We start from the raw sequence: 17531 nt of genomic DNA, 5'->3' as shown, positions 1-17531 counted from the left end.
GACCGACTCAGGCCGGGAGGCGCCAGTCCACCGGCTCCGCGCCCGCCTCGGCGAGGAGGGCGTTGACCCGGCTGAACGGCCGCGAGCCGAAGAAGCCCCGCTGCGCGCTCAGGGGGGAGGGGTGCGGGGACTCCACGACGCCGCACCCCGCCTCGCGCAGCACCGGAGCCATGCGCCGGGCATCGGCGCCCCACAGCAGGCCCACGAGGGGGGTGCCGCGCCCTGCCAGCGCCCGCACGGCGGCCTCGGTGATCTGCTCCCAGCCCATCCCGCGGTGGCTCGCCGGCGCGCCCGCGCGCACCGTGAGGACGCGGTTGAGCAGGAGCACCCCCTGGTCCGTCCACGCGGTCAGGTCGCCGTGCTCGGGGGGCGTGACGCCGACGTCGTCGTGGAGCTCCCGGTAGATGTTGGCCAGGGAGCGCGGCAGCGGACGCACACGGCGGTCCACCGCGAAGCACATCCCGATCGGGTGGCCCGGCGTCGGGTAGGGGTCCTGGCCCAGCACCAGCACGCGCACGTCGTCGAAGGGCTGGCGGAAGGCCCGGAGGATGTCCTCCGGCGCGGGCAGGACGTGCTCGCCGGCGTCGCGGCGCGCGCGCAGGGCGGCGCCGACGTGCTCGAAGGCGTCCGACTGCGCGGCCAGCGCCCTCTCCCATCCGGGGTCCAGGGGTGCGAGGAGATCCATGCTCCGAGCGTATCCGCGCGCCGACGGCCGCGACGGTCACTAGAGTGGCCGTCATGTCTCAGCCGGATCTCCGCCCCGACGACGCCGCCGCGCGCGCCTCCCGCGCGCCCCTCGGCGGTCTCACGGAGCAGGAACGGGCCGTCCTCGATCTCGAGGCCGCGACCTGGCGGCACACCGGCGCGAAGGACCACGCGATCCGGGAGCGCCTCGGGCTGGCGCCGACCGCCTACTATCAGGTGTTGAACGGACTGCTGGATCGCGAGGCCGCCCTGGCCTACCGCCCCCTCCTCGTCCGCCGCCTGCTGCGCACGCGCGGCACCCGGCGTCGGGCGATCAGGAGGCCCGTGACTCCCTCGTCCACCGCTCCCGCTTCCCCCCGCCAGGAGAACTGACCGATGGCATACCGGCCCGACCGCTTCGACGACGTCCCCGAGTACACCGAGCAGCGCGGCGCGCACCGCGCGTCCTTCGCACCGGCCGCCGGCGGCGCCACCGCCGCGTCCGGCGGCGCAGGCGGGGGCGCTCTCCGCCCGCTGCTGCTGCTCGCCGGGCTCGTGCTGCTCGCGGGCCTGTTCCTGGGTGTGATCCTGCCGTGGCTCACCGGCGGGGACGACCGCCCGACGGCCGGCGCGGCGGACTCCTCGTCCTCCTCGGCGCCCACGGACAGCACGACCGACGCCCCGGCCTCCTCCTCCGAGGCCGCCGCGTCCTCGACCGAGCCTGCCCCGCCCTCCGCGACCACGGACGCGTCGAGCACCGGGCCCGCCCCGGCCGCCGAGTCCTCCCGTGCCGCGCAGGAGTCCGCCGCCCAGGCGTCCCGTGACGCGGAGGCCTCCCGCGCCGCCGAGCAGTCCTCCGCCGCCGCGCAGGCCGCCGAGTCCTCCCGTGCCGCGCAGGCCGCCGAGTCCTCCCGTGCCGCGCAGGAGTCCGCCGCCCAGGCGTCCCGTGACGCGGAGGCCTCCCGCTCCGCCGCCGCGTCGGCCGAGGCCGCCCGCGCCGCCGAGGCATCGCGCTCCCAGGCTGCCGAGGCCTCCCGCTCGCAGGCTGCCGAGGCATCGCGCTCCCAGGCCGCCGAGGCATCGCGCTCCCAGGCCGCCGAGGCCTCCCGCTCGCAGGCCGCCGAGGCGTCGCGCTCGCAGGCCGCCGAGGCGTCCCGCAAGGCCGAGGCCTCCCGTGCCGCTGCAGCGGCGAAGAGCACCCGTGTGACGGTGTACAACGCGACCCGCATCAACCGCCTGGCCGCCCGCAACGCGCAGGAGCTCAAGAACGCCGGCTTCACGTCGGTGTCCGCCCAGAACTGGAGCGGCCCCCGCGTGGGCGCCTCCACCGTGATGTACAACCGCTCCGGGGACAAGGCCGCCGCCGAGGCCGTCGGCCGCGAGCTGGGCCTCCCCGTCGTCCAGAGCCCGAACCTGCAGGTCGACGGCGTCGCCGTCGTCGTCACCGGCTGACCCCGTCGGCGGCGCGTCCGCCGACGCTGTGCGACCCCCGTGGGCGCCACCCCCTGAGGGGACGGCGCCCACGGGGGTCGCGTGCATCCGGACCCGCACGCCGTCCTCGTGTCGTCCGCCCGGTGCGGATGCGGGCGGACGACGCCCCAGCCTTTTGCACTCTCCCGGGGAGAGTGCTCATAATGGGGTTAGCACTCCGAAGGTGGGACTGCCAGTCGTACCCCGGCCGGCACCCCCGTGGAGGAGGACCTGTCCATCGGTGAGGCCCCGTTCCGGGCCGTCCGTCGCGGGCATCGGTGCGGGTCAGCCACCAGCAAGGAACGTGACGTCCAGAAAGGACATGCACTCATGGCCAAGACCATCGCATTCGACGAAGAGGCCCGCCGCGGTCTGGAGAAGGGTCTGAACACCCTCGCGGACGCCGTGAAGGTGACGCTCGGCCCCCGCGGCCGCAACGTGGTGCTCGAGAAGAAGTGGGGCGCCCCCACCATCACCAACGACGGCGTGTCCATCGCCAAGGAGATCGAGCTCGAGGACCCCTACGAGAAGATCGGCGCGGAGCTCGTCAAGGAGGTCGCCAAGAAGACCGACGACGTCGCCGGCGACGGCACCACCACCGCCACCGTGCTCGCCCAGGCGCTCGTGCGCGAGGGCCTGCGCAACGTGGCCGCCGGCGCCGATCCGCTCTCCCTGAAGCGCGGCATCGAGAAGGCCGTCGAGGCCGTCACCGCCGAGCTGCTCTCCGCGTCCCGCGAGATCGAGACCAAGGAGCAGATCGCCGCCACCGCGTCCATCTCCGCCGCCGACCCGCAGATCGGCGCCCTCATCGCCGAGGCGCTGGACAAGGTCGGCAAGGAGGGCGTCATCACCGTCGAGGAGTCCAACACCTTCGGCCTCGAGCTCGAGCTCACCGAGGGCATGCGGTTCGACAAGGGCTACATCTCCGGCTACTTCGTCACGGACACGGACCGCCAGGAGGCCGTCCTCGAGGATCCCTACATCCTCATCGTGAACTCCAAGATCTCCGCCGTGAAGGACATGGTGGCGATCCTCGAGAAGGTCATGCAGTCCGGCAAGCCGCTGCTGATCATCGCCGAGGACGTCGACGGCGAGGCCCTGGCCACGCTGGTGGTCAACAAGATCCGCGGCACCTTCAAGTCCGTGGCCGTGAAGGCTCCGGGCTTCGGCGACCGCCGCAAGGCCATGCTCGCCGACATCGCCATCCTCACCGGCGGCCAGGTCATCTCCTCCGAGGTCGGCCTCTCCCTGGAGAACGCCACCCTCGACCTGCTGGGCACCGCCCGCAAGGTGGTCATCACCAAGGACGAGACCACCATCGTCGAGGGCGCCGGCGACGCCGAGCAGATCGCCGGCCGCGTGGCCCAGATCCGCGCCGAGATCGAGAACACCGACTCGGACTACGACCGCGAGAAGCTCCAGGAGCGCCTCGCCAAGCTGGCCGGCGGCGTGGCCGTCATCAAGGCCGGCGCGGCCACCGAGGTGGAGCTCAAGGAGCGCAAGCACCGCATCGAGGACGCCGTGCGCAACGCCAAGGCGGCCGTGGAGGAGGGCATCGTCGCCGGCGGCGGCGTGGCCCTGATCCAGGCCGGCGCGAAGGCGTTCGAGGGCCTGCAGCTCGAGGGCGACGAGGCCACCGGCGCGAACATCGTCAAGGTCGCCATCGAGGCCCCGCTGAAGCAGATCGCCTTCAACGCGGGCATGGAGCCGGGCGTCGTGGCGGACAAGGTCAAGACCCTCGAGGCCGGCCACGGCCTGAACGCCGCCACCGGCGAGTACGAGGACCTGCTGGCCGCGGGCATCAACGACCCGGTCAAGGTGACCCGCTCCGCCCTGCAGAACGCCGCGTCCATCGCGGGCCTGTTCCTCACCACCGAGGCCGTCGTGGCCGACAAGCCGGAGAAGAACCCGGCCGGCGGTGCCGAGGGCATGGACCCGATGGGCGGCATGGGCGGCATGATGTGACCACCCGCTGAGCCCGCCCGGTCCTCCCGGGCGCCCAGCACGCGAGGCCCGTCTTCCCGATCCGGGGAGGCGGGCCTCGCCGTGTCGGCTCAGGAGCGCAGCGCCTCCAGCTCGCGGCGCAGGTTCTGACGCGCCGGCTGCTCCCAGCGGGCGCGGCCGGTGGCGGTGGCGTAGAGGTGCTCGGCGGAGAGCAGGTGCTGGAGGACGGCAGCCCTCCCGGTGCGCCAGTGCGCGTCAGCGACGTGCGCGAAGTCCGCGCGCACGGCCTCGACGTAGCGGTCATACCCCTGGGGGGAGCTGCCGAGCACCGCGAGGTCCGCGTCGCTCAGAGCAGCCCCGGCGGGGTCGCCCGGGGCTGGGCGGTGGTCCACGGTGAGCAGCACGAGCCGCTCGACTTCGGCGACGAGGGCGGTGGGCACCCGCAGCCGCGGATCGCCGAGCAGGTGGAGGGCGAGCTCGGCCGAGTCCGCCTCGTCCTGGCCGGGGTCGGCCGTCTGGTCCGCCGCGTAGACGGCGTCGTGGAACCAGGCCGCCAGACGCACGGCGCGGGGGTCCGCGCCGAGGTCCTCACCAGCGGCGTCGAGCTCGTCCAGCGCCTCGAGCACGGCGAGCAGGTGCGCGGGGGAGTGGTAGTGGCGGTGCTCCTCGGCCCACCGCGTCAGCAGCTCCTGACCCGTCGCGAGCACCGCGTCCGGGTGGGCACCGGCCCCCGCGAAGAGCCGCTCCCAACGGCGGCGCAGCACCGGGGCGATCCGCGCCGGCCGGCGTCGGGCCGGAACGCGCAGGCCCGATCGGACGAGGCGCCGGACCAGCTCCGCGCCGCTGACCTCCTCCGCCCCTGCCGCCACGAGGTCCGCGTGGCGGTGCGCAGGCACGTCGTAGTGGTCCAGGTCGAAGGCGCGCGGGCTGAGGCCAGCCGTCCGCGCGAAGGCGTGCAGCTCCTCGAGGGAGGCGTCCGAGACGAGGTGCGAGAACACCGTGCCGTGCGCGGGCCAGACGGGTGGGTCGATGAGCACGCTCATGACCGCCACTCTAGGCCGCGCGCGGCACGGGCCCCGGATCAGAAGCGGAACATCGAGGCGTTCGCCGCCTCTGCGTCCTGGTACTGCTGGGCGGCGGCGTCCATGGCCTGGCGGATGGACGCCAGGGAGGCCTCCACGCGCTGCTGGGTGGCGCGCCACTCGGTCAGCACGCCCTGGAAGTTGCTGGACGCCTGGCCGCGCCACGTGTCCTGGAGCTGGCGGAGGCTCGCCTCCATGGTGTTCACCTCGGCCTGCAGGCGGCCGATGGACCCCTCGACGGCGCCGCTCTTGGCGCGCAGGTCCTCGATGTCGATCTGGACGATGGTCATGTGCGTGTCCCCTCTGTGAACGCCGGAGGTGCGGCCGGCTCCGCTGACCCCCACGCTAGGGACGGCCGCTGCCGGCCCGCCGTCGGTCCCCGCGGTCTGGGGACCGGCCGGGGGAGCGGTGAGCCCTGTGCAGGAGCCGCGGCCGGGCCGCGGGACTCAGCCGCCGTCGCGCGGGCCGCGGTCGCGACGGCTGGCCGCAGCGCGGCGCAGTCGTCCGGCGACCCGCGTCAGCCGACGGCGCTGGACCGCGGACGAGGCGCCCGCCCCCGAGGGGGCCGCAGAGGAGGAGGCGCGTCCGGCGGGATCCGCCGTCGGACGCCCGCCCTCCGGGCCGTCCTCCTCGAGGCCGGCGTCGACGTCGTCCTCGTGCCCGGCTTCGCCGTCATCCTCGAGGTCGTCGTCCTCGAAGGGGGTCCACGGCAGGTGCACGGAGAACGTGGCGCCGCCGCCCTCGGTCTCCAGGAGCCGGACGGAGCCGCCGTGCTGGGCGACGATCGCGGCGACGATCGCCAGGCCCAGCCCTGTGCCGCCGGTCTCGCGGTGGCGCGAGGAGTCCGCGCGGTAGAACCGCTCGAAGATCCGTGCGCGGTCCTCCTCGGAGACGCCCTGGCCGTGGTCGCGGATCTCGATCACCGAGTCCCGGTCCGGTCCCCCGCCGGAGCCGCCGGAGCCGCCGGAGGGGATCTCCACGGTGCCCACCGCGATCTCGATGGGGGTGCCGGCCGGGGTGTACCGCAGCGCGTTCGTCATGAGGTTGACCACCACCTGGCGGATGCGGTTCTCGTCGCCCATGAGGGGGGCCGAGGAGGCCCGTCCGCCGTCCAGCCCGACGAGCCGCACCGTGCGGTCCGGGGCGTTGACCGAGGCGTCCATCATGGAGTCCACGCCCAGCACGAGCAGGTCCACCGGCGCGTGCTCGAGGGGCCGCTGCTCGTCCAGGCGGGCGAGGGTCAGCAGGTCCTCCACGAGGCGCGTCATGCGGGCCGCCTCGGACTCGATCCGGCCCATCGCCGCGGCCACGTCCTCCTCCTTCGTGATGCCGCCGTGGCGGTAGAGCTCGGAGAAGCCGCGGATGGTCACGAGCGGGGTGCGCAGCTCATGGGACGCGTCCTGCACGAACCGGCGCATCTTGCCCTCGGAGACCTCCTTGTCCCGGAAGGCGGACTCGATGTGAGCGAGCATCGCGTTGAGCGAGCGGGACAGTCGCCCCACCTCGGTGTCCGGGGGCGCGGTCTCGACGCGCTGGCTCAGATCGCCCGCCGCGATCTTCGCGGCCGTGCGCTCCACGCGGTTCAGCGTCCGGAAGGCGCGCTTCACCGCCAGGTTGGCCACCACGACGGCGCCCGCCGTCGCCAGCAGCCCGATGGTCACCACGAGCGCGGTGACCCGCTCCACGGAGGAGGAGACGGTGTGCAGGGGCAGGGCGATGGCGATGGAGCCCTCGCCGCTGCGCAGGGGGTACAGCTGGACCCGCCAGCCGTTCGAGTCCGCCTGCGTGCCGGGCACCTCGAAGGACTCGGAGCCGATCTCGCGCACGCGATCCAGGGAGAGCCCCTCGAGGCGCGGGGCGTCCGCGCCCATGATCACGGGGGTGCTGACGACCGGCGCGCCCGTGGTGTCCCACAGGGCGCCGTAGAAGCGCAGGATCCCGTGCTGGGGCGTGTAGTACCCGCCGGTCTGGACTACGGTGGTCAGGTACACGGACACCGCGTCCCGGTTGGTGACCATGTCCTCGTCCAGCTGCCGCACGAGCTCCTGCCGGAACAGGGCGGAGGTGACGAGGGCGGTGACCGCCACGAGGGTGAGCATGAGCGCCGTGATCATCACGACGAGCTTGGTGCGCAGGGACTGGGCCGACCACGCGCCCCGGGCCCACGTGCGGGGGTGCCGCAGCCGGGACGACGCGACGCGGAGGCGCTCCGCCACCTCAGCGCTTGTCGGCCGTGCGCAGCATGTAGCCCACCCCGCGCTTGGTGTGGATCATGCGGTCCCGCCCGGCCACGTCGATCTTGCGACGCAGGTAGGAGATGTAGGACTCCACGATGGAGGCGTCCCCGTTGAAGTCGTACTCCCACACGTGGTCCAGGATCTGGGCCTTGGAGAGGACGCGGTTCGGGTTCATCATCAGGTAGCGCAGGAGCTTGAACTCGGTGGGGGAGAGGTCCACCACCTCGCCGCCGCGACGCACCTCGTGCGCGTCGTCGTCCAGTTCGAGGTCGTCCACGCGCAGCACGGCGCCGTCGTCATCCAGGGACGCGGTGCGCCTCAGCACCGCGCGGATGCGGGCCACCACCTCGTCCAGCGAGAAGGGCTTGGTGACGTAGTCGTCCCCGCCCACGGTGAGGCCGGTGACCTTGTCCTCGGTGCCGTCCCGGGCGGTGAGGAACACCACGGGGAAGTGGCGGCCCGCGGCGCGCAGCCGACGGGTCACGGTGAAGCCGTCCATGTCCGGGAGCATCACGTCCAGCACCGCCAGGTCCGGCTGGAACTCCTCCGCCGCCTCGAGGGCGTCGTGGCCGTTGGCGGCGGCGCGCACCTCGAAGCCCGCGAAGCGCAGGGACGTGGAGAGGAGCTCGCGGATGTTGGGCTCGTCGTCCACCACGAGGAGGCGGGCTTCAGGGTTCTGAGACTGCATGAGTCCAGTCTGGCCACTCCACCTGGGAGTCCGCTGGGCGTTCGCTGACGTGCCGGGCCGCTCAGGAGCGGGCGCGCCGCACGGCCGAGAGGACCAGGTGCAGCACCAGCAGGCCGAACCCCGCGGGAAGCCCGTAGAGGGCCAGGCGGTACAGGAGGGGCAGGGCCGGCGCCGAGAGGAAGTAGGCCACCAGGAGGGCCGCCAGCGCGAGGGCGGAGACCGCCGTGACGGCCACGCCCGCCACGAGCACCGCGCGCAGCCACGGGCTGGGCGCGCGGCCTTCCGCGGGGTCGGTGGCGGGTCGGCGCGCGGCGGAGGGGACGGTGGCAGGCATGGCCGCCACTGTAGTCCGGCTATCCTGGAGGATCAGTGCAGCACGTCCATCGCCGTCCCTCGAGGGCTCACGGTCAGAGGCGGTCCCACCGATGCCGCGGCCTCACCGCGCCGGTGCAGTCCAGGACCCCGCCGATCCCTCGGGCGAGACCCGGCCGAGCGCCCGTCGGAGACGGCGGCGGCGTCCGCCGGAGAGGCCGGTGGGCGACCCGACGACGAAGAAGCAGGTGCCAGAGATGCCCACCGGTCGCATCAAGTTCTACGACTCCGCCAAGGGGTTCGGATTCGCCCACACCGACGAGGGCGAGGAGGTCCACGTGCCCTCGTCGGCCCTGCCCGCGGGCGTGACGGAGCTCCACTCCGGGGCTCGCGTCGAGTTCGGCGTGGCCGAGGGGCGGCGCGGAAAGCAGGCGCTCTCCCTGCGCGTGCTCGACTCCGCCCCCTCCGTGGTCCGCAACCACCGCCCCAAGCCCGATGAGATGGCGGTCCTCCTGGAGGACCTCATCCGGGTGCTGGACCAGACCTCCAACGGCCTGCGCCGCGGGCGCTACCCGCAGCCCGCCCAGGCCGGCAAGATCGCGCAGGTCCTGCGCCGCGTCGCGGACGACCTCGAGGCATGAGCGCCGTGAAGCACGAGACGGAGCAGCCCGTGACGCCGTCCGCGAGCGGGCAGAGCCCCGAGCCCGAGGCGGCCGCCGTGCCGGCGCCTCCCGTCCGGCGTCGGGCCCCCAAGCGGGACGAGCTGCTGGCGGAGGCCGTGGAGACCGCGCGCGCCGCGCTGGCCGAGGACGCGGAGGAGGGCCAGGTGGGCGAGCACCTGGACGCCACGGCGGACGACGACCGGCTCGTCACCCACCGCTTCGCCGCGCACCTGCCCGGCTACGCGGGGTGGGCCTGGTACTGCACGCTCGCCCGGGCCCCGCGCTCGAAGCACGTGACCGTGTGCGAGCTGGGGATCCAGGCGCATGACGGGGCCCTCGTGGCCCCGCCGTGGGTGCCCTACGCCGAGCGCGTGAACGAGGACGAGCGCGAGCGCCTGGCGGCCGTCGCCGAGGGCCGCGTCCCCGGCGAGGCCTGAGCCCTGCTCAGCCCAGGCGCTCGACCACGTGGTCGATGCAGGCCAGCAGCGCCGTGACGTCGTCCGGCTCGATGGCCGCGAACGTGGCGATGCGCAGCTGGTTGCGCCCGAGCTTGCGGTAGGGCTCCACGTCCACGACGCCGTTGGCGCGCAGCACCTTCGCCACGGCGGCGGCGTCCACCGCCTCGTCGAAGTCGACGGTGCAGATGACGGCGGAGCGGTCCTCGGGGCGCGTCACGAACGGGGTGGCCACCGCGTGCCGCTCGGCCCACTCGTACACCCGGCGCGAGGACTCGGCGGTGCGCGCGGTGGTGAAGCCCAGGCCGCCGTTGCCGTTCATCCACTCCAGCTGCGCGTCCATCATCACCAGGGTGGCCAAGGCCGGCGTGTTGTACGTCTGGTCCTTGAGCGAGTTGTCCACGGCGGTGGCCAGGTCCAGGAACTCCGGGATCCACCGGCCCGAGGCCGAGACCTCCTGCACCCGCTCGAGCGCAGCGGGGGAGAACAGCGCGAGCCACAGGCCGCCGTCGGAGGCGAAGTTCTTCTGCGGGGCGAAGTAGTAGACGTCCGCCTGCGCCACGTCCACGGGCAGGCCGCCCGCCGCGGAGGTGGCGTCGATCAGCACGAGCGCGTCGTCGTCGATCCCCGCGGGGCGCTCCACGGGCGCCATGACGCCCGTGGACGTCTCGTTGTGGGGCCACGCGTACACGTCGACGCCGGCCACGGCCTCGGGCTCCGGGCGCGTGCCCGGCTCCGCGGTGCGGATGTCCGAGGCGCCGAGGAACGGGGCGGCGTCCGTGGCGCGGGCGAACTTGGAGCCGAACTCGCCGAAGCTCAGGTGCTGCGCACGCTCGTGGACCAGTCCGAAGGAGGCGGCGTCCCAGAACGCGGTGGACCCGCCGACCCCGAGGACCACCTCGTAGCCCGCGGGGGCGGAGAAGAGCTCGGCGACGCCGGCGCGCACGCGGCCCACGAGGTCCTTCACGGGCTTCTGGCGATGGGAGGTCCCCATGAGCCCGGCGGCGTCGGCCACGGCCTGCAGCTGCTCGGGGCGGACCTTGGACGGTCCAGCGCCGAACCGGCCGTCCGCCGGCAGCATGTCCGTGGGGATGACGATCTCGGTGGGGGAGGTCGGGTTCATGGTGCGCTCCTGGGCGGGGGACGGGGTCGTCCTCATTGTGGCCCAGCGGCGCTCGCGCCCCGTGAACGTGACCCCGGTCCCGTGGCTAGGATGGCGCGGGAGGAAGACCACGGGAAGAGGACGGCGCGATGACCGATCTGATCGACACCACGGAGATGTACCTACGCACCATCCTCGAGCTCGAGGAGGAGGGCATCACGCCCCTGCGTGCGCGCATCGTGGAGCGGCTGGACCACTCCGGCCCCACGGTCTCCCAGACGGTGGCCCGCATGGAGCGCGACGGCCTCGTGCACGTCGGCGCCGACCGCCGCCTGGACCTCACCGTGGACGGGCGCGAGCGTGCCGTGGCCGTGCTGCGCAAGCACCGCCTCGCCGAGCGCCTGCTCTCGGACGTCATCGGCCTGGACTGGGCGCTCGTGCACGACGAGGCCTGCCGCTGGGAGCACGTCATGAGCGACCAGGTGGAGCGCCGCCTGCTCGAGATCCTGGAGAACCCGAGCGTCACCCCGTACGGCACCCCGATCCCGCCGCGCCCCGAGCAGCGCTCCGCCGAGGACTGGAGCCGGGACATGGGCCTCGCCGGGGAGAGGCTGGCGACGGCGGCCGCCACACCCGGCCGGTTCCGCGTCCTCAGCCTCGCCGAGGGGATCCAGGCCGACCCGGAGCTCCTGACGGACCTCGCCGCCGCGGGCGTCGTGCCCGGCGGCCTCCTCCGGGCGCAGCCCGCGCTCGAGGCCGGATACGTCCGGATCGAGGCGGAGGCGGACGGCGACGCCGCCGCCGGCGACGCGCTGGAGCTGCACGGGGACACCGCCGCGCACGTGTGGGTGGAGGCCCTGCCCGGCGAGTGACCGGCGCGTGAGGCGCAGGTGACCGATCGGTGAAGACTTTGCGCACCCGCGTGCGACACGCCGCGCGCGGGGACCGGAGGCCCGTAGCGTGGGACCGTCCGCTCCCCGTCCCGAGGCCCGCCATGCGCACACTCGTCCTCAACGCCGGCTACGAACCCCTCTCGGTGGTCTCCGACCGCCGAGCGCTCCTGCTCGTGGCCACGGGCAAGGCCAGCGTCCTGGAGGACGGCGGGGATCCCATGCTGAGCCCGACGCGCGCGTGGGGCCGCCCCCTGGTGATCCTCCTGCACCAGTACATCCGCGTCCCCCACGGGGAGGCGGCACCCGTCTCCCGCAAGGGCGTGCTGCGCCGGGACGGCCACCGCTGCGCCTACTGCGGGGCCCACGCCACCACGGTGGACCACGTCCGGCCCCGTTCGCGCGGCGGGGAGAACTCGTGGGAGAACCTGGTGGCGTGCTGCCTGCGCTGCAACGGCGCCAAGGCGGACCGCTCGCTCGAGTCCCTGGGGTGGCGGCTGCGCGTGGACCCGGTGCGCCCGCGCGGTGCGCAGTGGCGCATCCGCGAGCTCGACCGCCCCGCCGAGGCGTGGCAGGGCTACCTGGGCCTGGCGGCCTGACGCTCCCAGCGGAATCCCCCCGTCGCTCCCTAGACTGCTCTCGGTCACGAGACGACAGGGGAGTGGTGCGCATGAGCATGGAGTCGGCGGCACGGGCGTCCATGATGCGCATGACGCGCAGCGGCCCGGAGGCGTCCCAGTCCCTCAAGAAGGGCACCGTGCGGCGCGCGGTCGCGTTCGCCGGACGGTACCGCGCCCGGCTGGTCGTGTTCGTCCTCGCCTCGATCCTGGGGGCCGTGCTCGGCGTCGCCTCGCCGGTCCTCGCGGGCGACGTCGTCAACGCGATCACCGGCGGCCGGGACGGCGACCTGATCGTGCGGCTCGCGCTGCTCATCGCCGCGGTCGCCATCGCCGACGCCGTCCTCGGCGTGTTCACCAAGTGGCTCTCCGCGGGCCTCGGCGAACGGGTCATCTTCGACCTGCGCACGCAGGTCTTCGACCACGTGCAGCGCATGCCCGTCGCCTTCTTCCAGCGCACGCGCACGGGCGCCCTGGTCTCGCGCCTGAACAACGACGTCGTCGGGGCCCAGTCGGCCATCTCCCGCACCCTCTCCGGCGTCGTGGCCAACGTGGTCTCCGTGGCGCTCACCCTGGCCGTGATGATCGCGACGAGCTGGCAGATCACCGTGCTCTCGCTCGTGCTCCTGCCGGTCTTCCTGTTCCCCGCCCGGTGGGTGGGCCGGCGCCTGGCCGGGCTCTCACGCGAGCGCGCCGGGCACAACGCCGCGATGGGCGACCAGATGACCGAGCGCTTCTCCGCGCCGGGCGCCACCCTCATCAAGCTCTTCGGCGACCCGGCCACGGAGTCGGCGGAGTTCGCCCGGCGCGCGGACCGCGTGCGCGCCACCGGCGTGGACATCTCCGTGCGCCAGGCCGTGTTCACCACGCTGCTCACGCTCGTCTCCGCGCTCGCTCTCGCGGCCGTGTACGGGGTGGGCGGGCTCCAGGCCCTCGCGGGCACCCTCGACGCCGGCGACGTCGTCACGCTCGCCCTGCTCCTCACGCGCCTCTACGCCCCGCTGACCGCGCTGGCCAACGCGCGCGTGGAGATCATGAGCGCGCTCGTCTCCTTCGAGCGCGTGTTCGAGGTCCTCGACCTGCAGCCCCTCATCCGGGAGCCCGGGCCGGGCCGCGCCGTGGCCGTGCCCGAGGGGCCGCTCTCCGTGCGCCTGCGGGACGTGCGCTTCTCCTACCCCACCGCGCAGGAGGTGTCCCTGGCCTCCCTCGAGGAGGTGGCCGTGCTGGACACGCGCGGCGGCGAGGAGGTGCTGCACGGGATCGACGTCGAGGTGCCGGCCGGGCGCACCGTGGCCCTCGTCGGCTCCTCCGGGGCCGGCAAGTCCACGATCGCCTCCCTCGTGACCCGCCTGCAGGACGTGAGCTCCGGCGCGGTCGAGCTGGGCGGCGTGGACGTGCGGGACATGACCTTCGCGGATCTGCAGCAGGCGGTCGGCATGGTCACGCAGGACGGACACCTGTTCCATGACACGGTGCGCGGCAATCTCGCCCTGGCCCGCCCCGACGCCACGGACGCCCAGCTGTGGGATGCGATCGAGCGCGCCCGCCTGGGAGACGTGATGCGGGCCCTGCCCGACGGCCTGAACACCGTGGTCGGCGAGCGCGGCTACCGCCTCTCCGGCGGCGAGCGCCAGCGCATGACCATCGCGCGCCTGCTGCTGGCCGCCCCGCGCGTCGTGGTGCTGGACGAGGCGACGGCGGCGCTGGACTCCACGAACGAGCGCGCCATCCAGGACGCGCTCGGGGAGGCGCTCGCGGGCCGCACGGCGATCGTGATCGCCCACCGGCTCTCCACGGTGCGCAGCGCGGACGAGATCCTCGTGGTGGAGGCCGGGCGGATCGTGGAGCGCGGCACGCACGCGGCGCTGCTCGAGCGGGGCGGCCGATACGCCGAGCTGTACACGACCCAGTTCGCCGACGCAGGCTGAGGCACGCAGGCGCCGCGACGGCGGTGGTGCCCCAGGCCGGAATCGAACCGACGGCCTACCCTTTAGGAGAGGGTCGCTCTATCCAACTGAGCTACTGGGGCAGGGACCCGTGGCCGGGTCCGGTCGGTCAGTCTAGCCGAGCGCGTCAGGCCGAGGCGGGCACCGACGTCGCGGCCTGCCGGCCCTTCCCGCCGCGCACCAGCATCACGACCACCGCGAGCGCGATCAGGGCGAGCAGCACCCAGCGGGCAAGGGTGAGCGCGGCCGCGAGGCCGGCGCCGGGGCCGCCCGCGGCGATCGCCTGCTCGATGGCGATGTTCTCGGCGATGTCCACCACGGCGAACAGCACGCCGAGTCCGAACGCGCCCCACTTCGCCGCCGCGGGACGCAGGCGCCAGGCCGCCACCGCGGTGAGCGTCAGGGCGACGGCGATCGGGAAGATGACCCCGGCCGTCTTGTGCACCCAGTTGAGCTGGCCGCGCGCCGCCTCGTCCATCACGCCGGCGAGGGCCCGCACGTGGTCCTGACCGTAGACGAGCATCGAGTCCGGCATGGCCAGCCCGCCGGTGAGCTGCGTCATCTGCTGCAGGACCAGCAGGTGGTAGTAGGCGCCGACGAACAGCGTGGTGCCGATCAGCGCGATCACGAGCATGGTCGGGTCGCCGTCCGAGCGGCTGGCGGCGGTCGGAGCGGGAGTCGCCGCCGTGGACGACGACGGTCGGGGCGTGCGGGACTTCTTCGACATGGGACCTCCAGGGGACATCATCGCAGACGGCCCCCGCTGTCGTGTCCGGGGCCGCGCCTAGACTGGACGGGCCATGGCTGACCTGTTCTCCGCGCTCGGACGCGACCCCCTGCCCTCCTCTCGGACCCGCCCGTCGGCGGATCCGCAGACCGCCCTGCCCGGGCTCGTGCCCGCCGCGGTGACGCGTGCCGCGCTGGACCCGGAGGCGCCGGGGGGAGCGTGGGGCGGGGACGGCGTCGGGAACGGCGCGGGCACCGCCGCCCACACCCCGGAGTCCCTCGTGGAGGGGCTGAACCCCCAGCAGGCGGCGGCGGTGACCCATGCCGGGGCGCCGCTGCTGATCGTCGCCGGGGCCGGCTCGGGCAAGACGCGCGTGCTGACCCATCGGATCGCGCACCTGCTGGCCACGGGGCGGGCTCGCCCGCACGAGATCCTGGCCATCACCTTCACGAACAAGGCCGCCGCGGAGATGCGCGAGCGCGTCGCCGGGCTCATCGGCCCCACGGCGCAGCGCATGTGGATCTCGACGTTCCACTCCTCCGCTGTGCGCATCCTGCGCAACGAGGCGGCGAGCATCGGGCTGAAGTCCACCTTCACCATCTACGACGCGGCGGACAGCCTGCGGCTGGTCACCACGATCGCCAAGCTGCACGAGCTGGACCCCAAGCGCTTCGCGCCCAAGGCCCTGCTCAACCGCATCAGCTCCCTCAAGAACGAGCTCATCGAGGCGGACGACTATGCGGGCACCGTGTCCGAGACGGATCCGTGGGCCCAGGCGGTGGCCGCGGTGTACCGCGACTACACGGCGCGGCTGCGCCAGGCCAACGCCCTGGACTTCGACGACCTGATCGGCATGACCGTCCACATGTTCGAGGCGTTCCCGCGCGTGCTGGACAGCTACCGCCGCCGCTTCCGCCACGTGCTCGTGGACGAGTACCAGGACACCAACCACGCGCAGTACCGCCTCGTGCGGCTGCTCACCGGCCCGGCCGGCGAGCCCGAGGGTGTGGACACCCCCGGCGGCGAGCTCACCGTGGTGGGCGACTCGGACCAGTCGATCTACGCCTTCCGCGGCGCGGACATCCGCAACATCGTGGAGTTCGAGCAGGACTTCACGGACGCGGCCACCATCCGGCTCGAGCAGAACTACCGCTCCACGCAGACCATCCTGGACGCGGCCAACGCGGTCATCCAGAACAATCCGGACCGCCGCAAGAAGGATCTGTGGACGGCCGAGGGTGCGGGGGAGAAGATCACCGGCTACGCCGCGGAGAACGAGTCCGCGGAGGCCGAGTGGATCTCCTCCACCATCGACCGCCTCCAGGACGAGGGCGGGGTGCGCCCGGCCGACGTCGCCGTGTTCTACCGCACCAACGCCCAGTCCCGCGCCCTCGAGGAGCGCCTCGTCACCCGCGGCATCCCGTACCGCGTGATCGGCGGCACGCGGTTCTACGACCGCAAGGAGATCAAGGACGCCCTCGCGTACCTGCGCGTGGTGGTCAACCCGGCCGACGACGTCAACGTGCGCCGCATCCTCAATGAGCCCAAGCGCGGCATCGGCGACCGTGCTGAGGGCGCCGTGGCCGCGTGGGCGCAGCGCCAGCGCACCACGTTCTTCGACGCCCTGCGGGACGCGGAGAACGCCCCGGGCATGGCCACGCGATCCGTGAAGGCGATCCGCGGGTTCGTCCAGATGATGGACGACCTCATGCAGCTGGCGGAGGGCGAGAGCCCGGCCACCGTCCTCGAGGCCGTCCTCGAGCAGTCCGGCATGCTCGCCGCGCTGCGCGAGTCGGAGGACCTGCAGGACGAGTCCCGCGCGGACAACCTCGGCGAGCTCGTGGCCGTGGTGCGCGCCTTCTCCACCGCCCACCCGGACGGCACGCTCTCGGACTTCCTCGAGCAGGTGGCGCTCGTGGCGGACGCGGACCAGCTGCCCTCGCCGTCGGACGCCGAGGGCACGGACCTCGCCGAGGCGCAGGGCCAGGTGACGCTCATGACGCTGCACACGGCCAAGGGCCTGGAGTTCCCGGTCGTCTTCCTCACGGGCATGGAGCACGGCGTCTTCCCGCACGCCCGCTCCATGACGGATGAGAAGGAGCTCGCGGAGGAGCGCCGCCTGGCCTACGTGGGGCTGACCCGCGCCCGTGAACGGCTGTTCCTCTCCCGCGCGGAGGCGCGCTCCCTGTGGGGCCAGCACCAGTTCAACCCGCCCAGCCAGTTCCTCGGGGAGATCCCCGAGCGGCTCATCGAGTGGGAGCGCGAGGGGACCACGCGCTCGGCCGGCTCCCTGACCTCGCTCACGGGGGCGGGGACCTCGCGGTACGCGGGGCGGTTCGGCTCCGGCGGCGAGGGCGGCCGGCCCTCGTGGTCCTCTCGCGATGACGGCACCGGCGCGCGCCCCGCGCGCCTCACCCGCGGCGAGGAGGCCGCGGACCTGACCGTGCCGTCGTCGGTGGTGCGCGGCAAGGCCCCCTCACGGGTGCAGCCGCAGAAGGAGATCGCGGCCCTGAACCCCGGAGACCGCGTGTCCCACGCCACCTTCGGTGCGGGCCGCGTGGACGCCGTCACCGGAGCCGGGGACAAGACCGTGGCCACGGTCACGTTCGAGGACTCGGGGGCCCAGAAGCGCCTGCTGCTGCGCTACGCACCCCTCACCAAGCTGGAGGGCTGAGAGCCCTCTGCCCGCCGGGCGGTGTGGACTACAGTGACGGA

General features: G+C 73.7%; 17 protein-coding genes and 1 tRNA gene. 9 read left to right on the top strand and 9 right to left on the bottom strand.

The features are described from left to right. Window positions 1–7: 7 nt before the first annotated feature. Entirely contained in the window at window positions 8–685 is a 678-nt protein-coding gene (locus AB0302_RS07665) for a uracil-DNA glycosylase (RefSeq protein ID WP_298713892.1), read from the bottom strand. A gap of 53 nt (window positions 686–738) precedes the next feature. Here AB0302_RS07665 and AB0302_RS07660 point away from each other — a divergent pair, with 53 nt between their 5' ends. The 3 genes from AB0302_RS07660 to groL all read left to right on the top strand — a co-directional run bounded on the left by AB0302_RS07660 (window position 739) and on the right by groL (window position 4119). Next, window positions 739–1077, top strand: a complete 339-nt coding sequence (locus tag AB0302_RS07660) for a DUF3263 domain-containing protein (protein WP_319076536.1) — start codon at window positions 739–741, stop codon at window positions 1075–1077. 3 nt (window positions 1078–1080) lie between these two features. Next, a complete protein-coding gene (locus tag AB0302_RS07655; RefSeq protein ID WP_366371114.1) occupies window positions 1081–2136 on the top strand; it encodes a LytR C-terminal domain-containing protein in 1056 nt (351 codons plus the stop codon). A 348-nt stretch (window positions 2137–2484) separates the two neighbouring features. Further along, window positions 2485–4119, top strand: a complete 1635-nt coding sequence (groL, locus tag AB0302_RS07650; RefSeq protein ID WP_366371112.1) for a chaperonin GroEL — start codon at window positions 2485–2487, stop codon at window positions 4117–4119. A gap of 89 nt (window positions 4120–4208) precedes the next feature. Here the strand turns inward: groL and AB0302_RS07645 are convergent, their stop codons facing one another. From AB0302_RS07645 to AB0302_RS07625, 5 genes are all read right to left on the bottom strand, one after another. Then, window positions 4209–5141, bottom strand: a complete 933-nt coding sequence (locus AB0302_RS07645; protein WP_366371110.1) for a DUF4031 domain-containing protein — start codon at window positions 5139–5141, stop codon at window positions 4209–4211. A 38-nt stretch (window positions 5142–5179) separates the two neighbouring features. Then, on the bottom strand, window positions 5180–5470 hold the full coding sequence (locus AB0302_RS07640) for a WXG100 family type VII secretion target (protein ID WP_248115349.1): 291 nt from the start codon (window positions 5468–5470) through the stop codon (window positions 5180–5182). A 156-nt stretch (window positions 5471–5626) separates the two neighbouring features. Then, window positions 5627–7396, bottom strand: a complete 1770-nt coding sequence (locus AB0302_RS07635; RefSeq protein WP_366371108.1) for a HAMP domain-containing sensor histidine kinase — start codon at window positions 7394–7396, stop codon at window positions 5627–5629. Window position 7397: 1 nt separating this feature from the next. Further along, window positions 7398–8105, bottom strand: a complete 708-nt coding sequence (locus tag AB0302_RS07630; protein WP_319076543.1) for a response regulator transcription factor — start codon at window positions 8103–8105, stop codon at window positions 7398–7400. Window positions 8106–8166: 61 nt separating this feature from the next. Further along, entirely contained in the window at window positions 8167–8439 is a 273-nt protein-coding gene (locus tag AB0302_RS07625) for a hypothetical protein (RefSeq protein WP_319076544.1), read from the bottom strand. Between the two features lie 235 nt (window positions 8440–8674). Between AB0302_RS07625 and AB0302_RS07620 the strand changes: the two genes are divergently transcribed. Next, on the top strand, window positions 8675–9058 hold the full coding sequence (locus AB0302_RS07620) for a cold shock domain-containing protein (protein WP_248115353.1): 384 nt from the start codon (window positions 8675–8677) through the stop codon (window positions 9056–9058). Next, window positions 9055–9516 (top strand): DUF3027 domain-containing protein, encoded by a 462-nt coding sequence (locus AB0302_RS07615; RefSeq protein ID WP_366371105.1) that lies wholly within the window; start codon window positions 9055–9057, stop codon window positions 9514–9516. The genes AB0302_RS07620 and AB0302_RS07615 overlap by 4 nt, the downstream gene beginning before the upstream one ends. 7 nt (window positions 9517–9523) lie before the next feature. Here AB0302_RS07615 and serC read toward each other — a convergent pair whose 3' ends face one another. Next, window positions 9524–10657 carry a phosphoserine transaminase gene (gene serC / locus AB0302_RS07610; protein ID WP_366371102.1) on the bottom strand — a complete coding sequence of 378 codons (1134 nt, stop codon included), beginning with the start codon at window positions 10655–10657 and terminating at the stop codon, window positions 9524–9526. Between the two features lie 128 nt (window positions 10658–10785). On the opposite strand from serC, the gene AB0302_RS07605 reads away from it, so the two are divergent. From AB0302_RS07605 to AB0302_RS07595, 3 genes are all read left to right on the top strand, one after another. Next, complete coding sequence (locus AB0302_RS07605) at window positions 10786–11508, top strand: metal-dependent transcriptional regulator (protein ID WP_366371100.1); 723 nt, start codon at window positions 10786–10788, stop codon at window positions 11506–11508. 122 nt (window positions 11509–11630) lie between these two features. Continuing rightward, window positions 11631–12125 carry an HNH endonuclease gene (locus AB0302_RS07600; protein ID WP_248115357.1) on the top strand — a complete coding sequence of 165 codons (495 nt, stop codon included), beginning with the start codon at window positions 11631–11633 and terminating at the stop codon, window positions 12123–12125. 71 nt (window positions 12126–12196) lie between these two features. Continuing rightward, window positions 12197–14071 carry an ABC transporter ATP-binding protein gene (locus tag AB0302_RS07595; protein WP_366371098.1) on the top strand — a complete coding sequence of 625 codons (1875 nt, stop codon included), beginning with the start codon at window positions 12197–12199 and terminating at the stop codon, window positions 14069–14071. Window positions 14072–14095: 24 nt separating this feature from the next. Here AB0302_RS07595 and AB0302_RS07590 read toward each other — a convergent pair. Continuing rightward, window positions 14096–14172: transfer RNA gene (locus tag AB0302_RS07590), tRNA-Arg, on the bottom strand. Window positions 14173–14216: 44 nt separating this feature from the next. Beyond that, window positions 14217–14816 carry a hypothetical protein gene (locus AB0302_RS07585; RefSeq protein WP_366371096.1) on the bottom strand — a complete coding sequence of 200 codons (600 nt, stop codon included), beginning with the start codon at window positions 14814–14816 and terminating at the stop codon, window positions 14217–14219. Window positions 14817–14889: 73 nt separating this feature from the next. Here AB0302_RS07585 and pcrA point away from each other — a divergent pair, with 73 nt between their 5' ends. Beyond that, window positions 14890–17490 (top strand): DNA helicase PcrA, encoded by a 2601-nt coding sequence (pcrA, locus tag AB0302_RS07580; RefSeq protein WP_366371094.1) that lies wholly within the window; start codon window positions 14890–14892, stop codon window positions 17488–17490. The last annotated feature ends 41 nt before the right edge of the window (window positions 17491–17531 follow it).

The sequence above is a fragment of the Micrococcus sp. NPDC078436 genome (assembly GCF_040702705.1).
GTDB lineage: Bacteria > Actinomycetota > Actinomycetes > Actinomycetales > Micrococcaceae > Micrococcus.
Note: the sequence above shows the minus strand (reverse complement) of the source record. Positions and strands in the feature narration are given on the sequence as shown.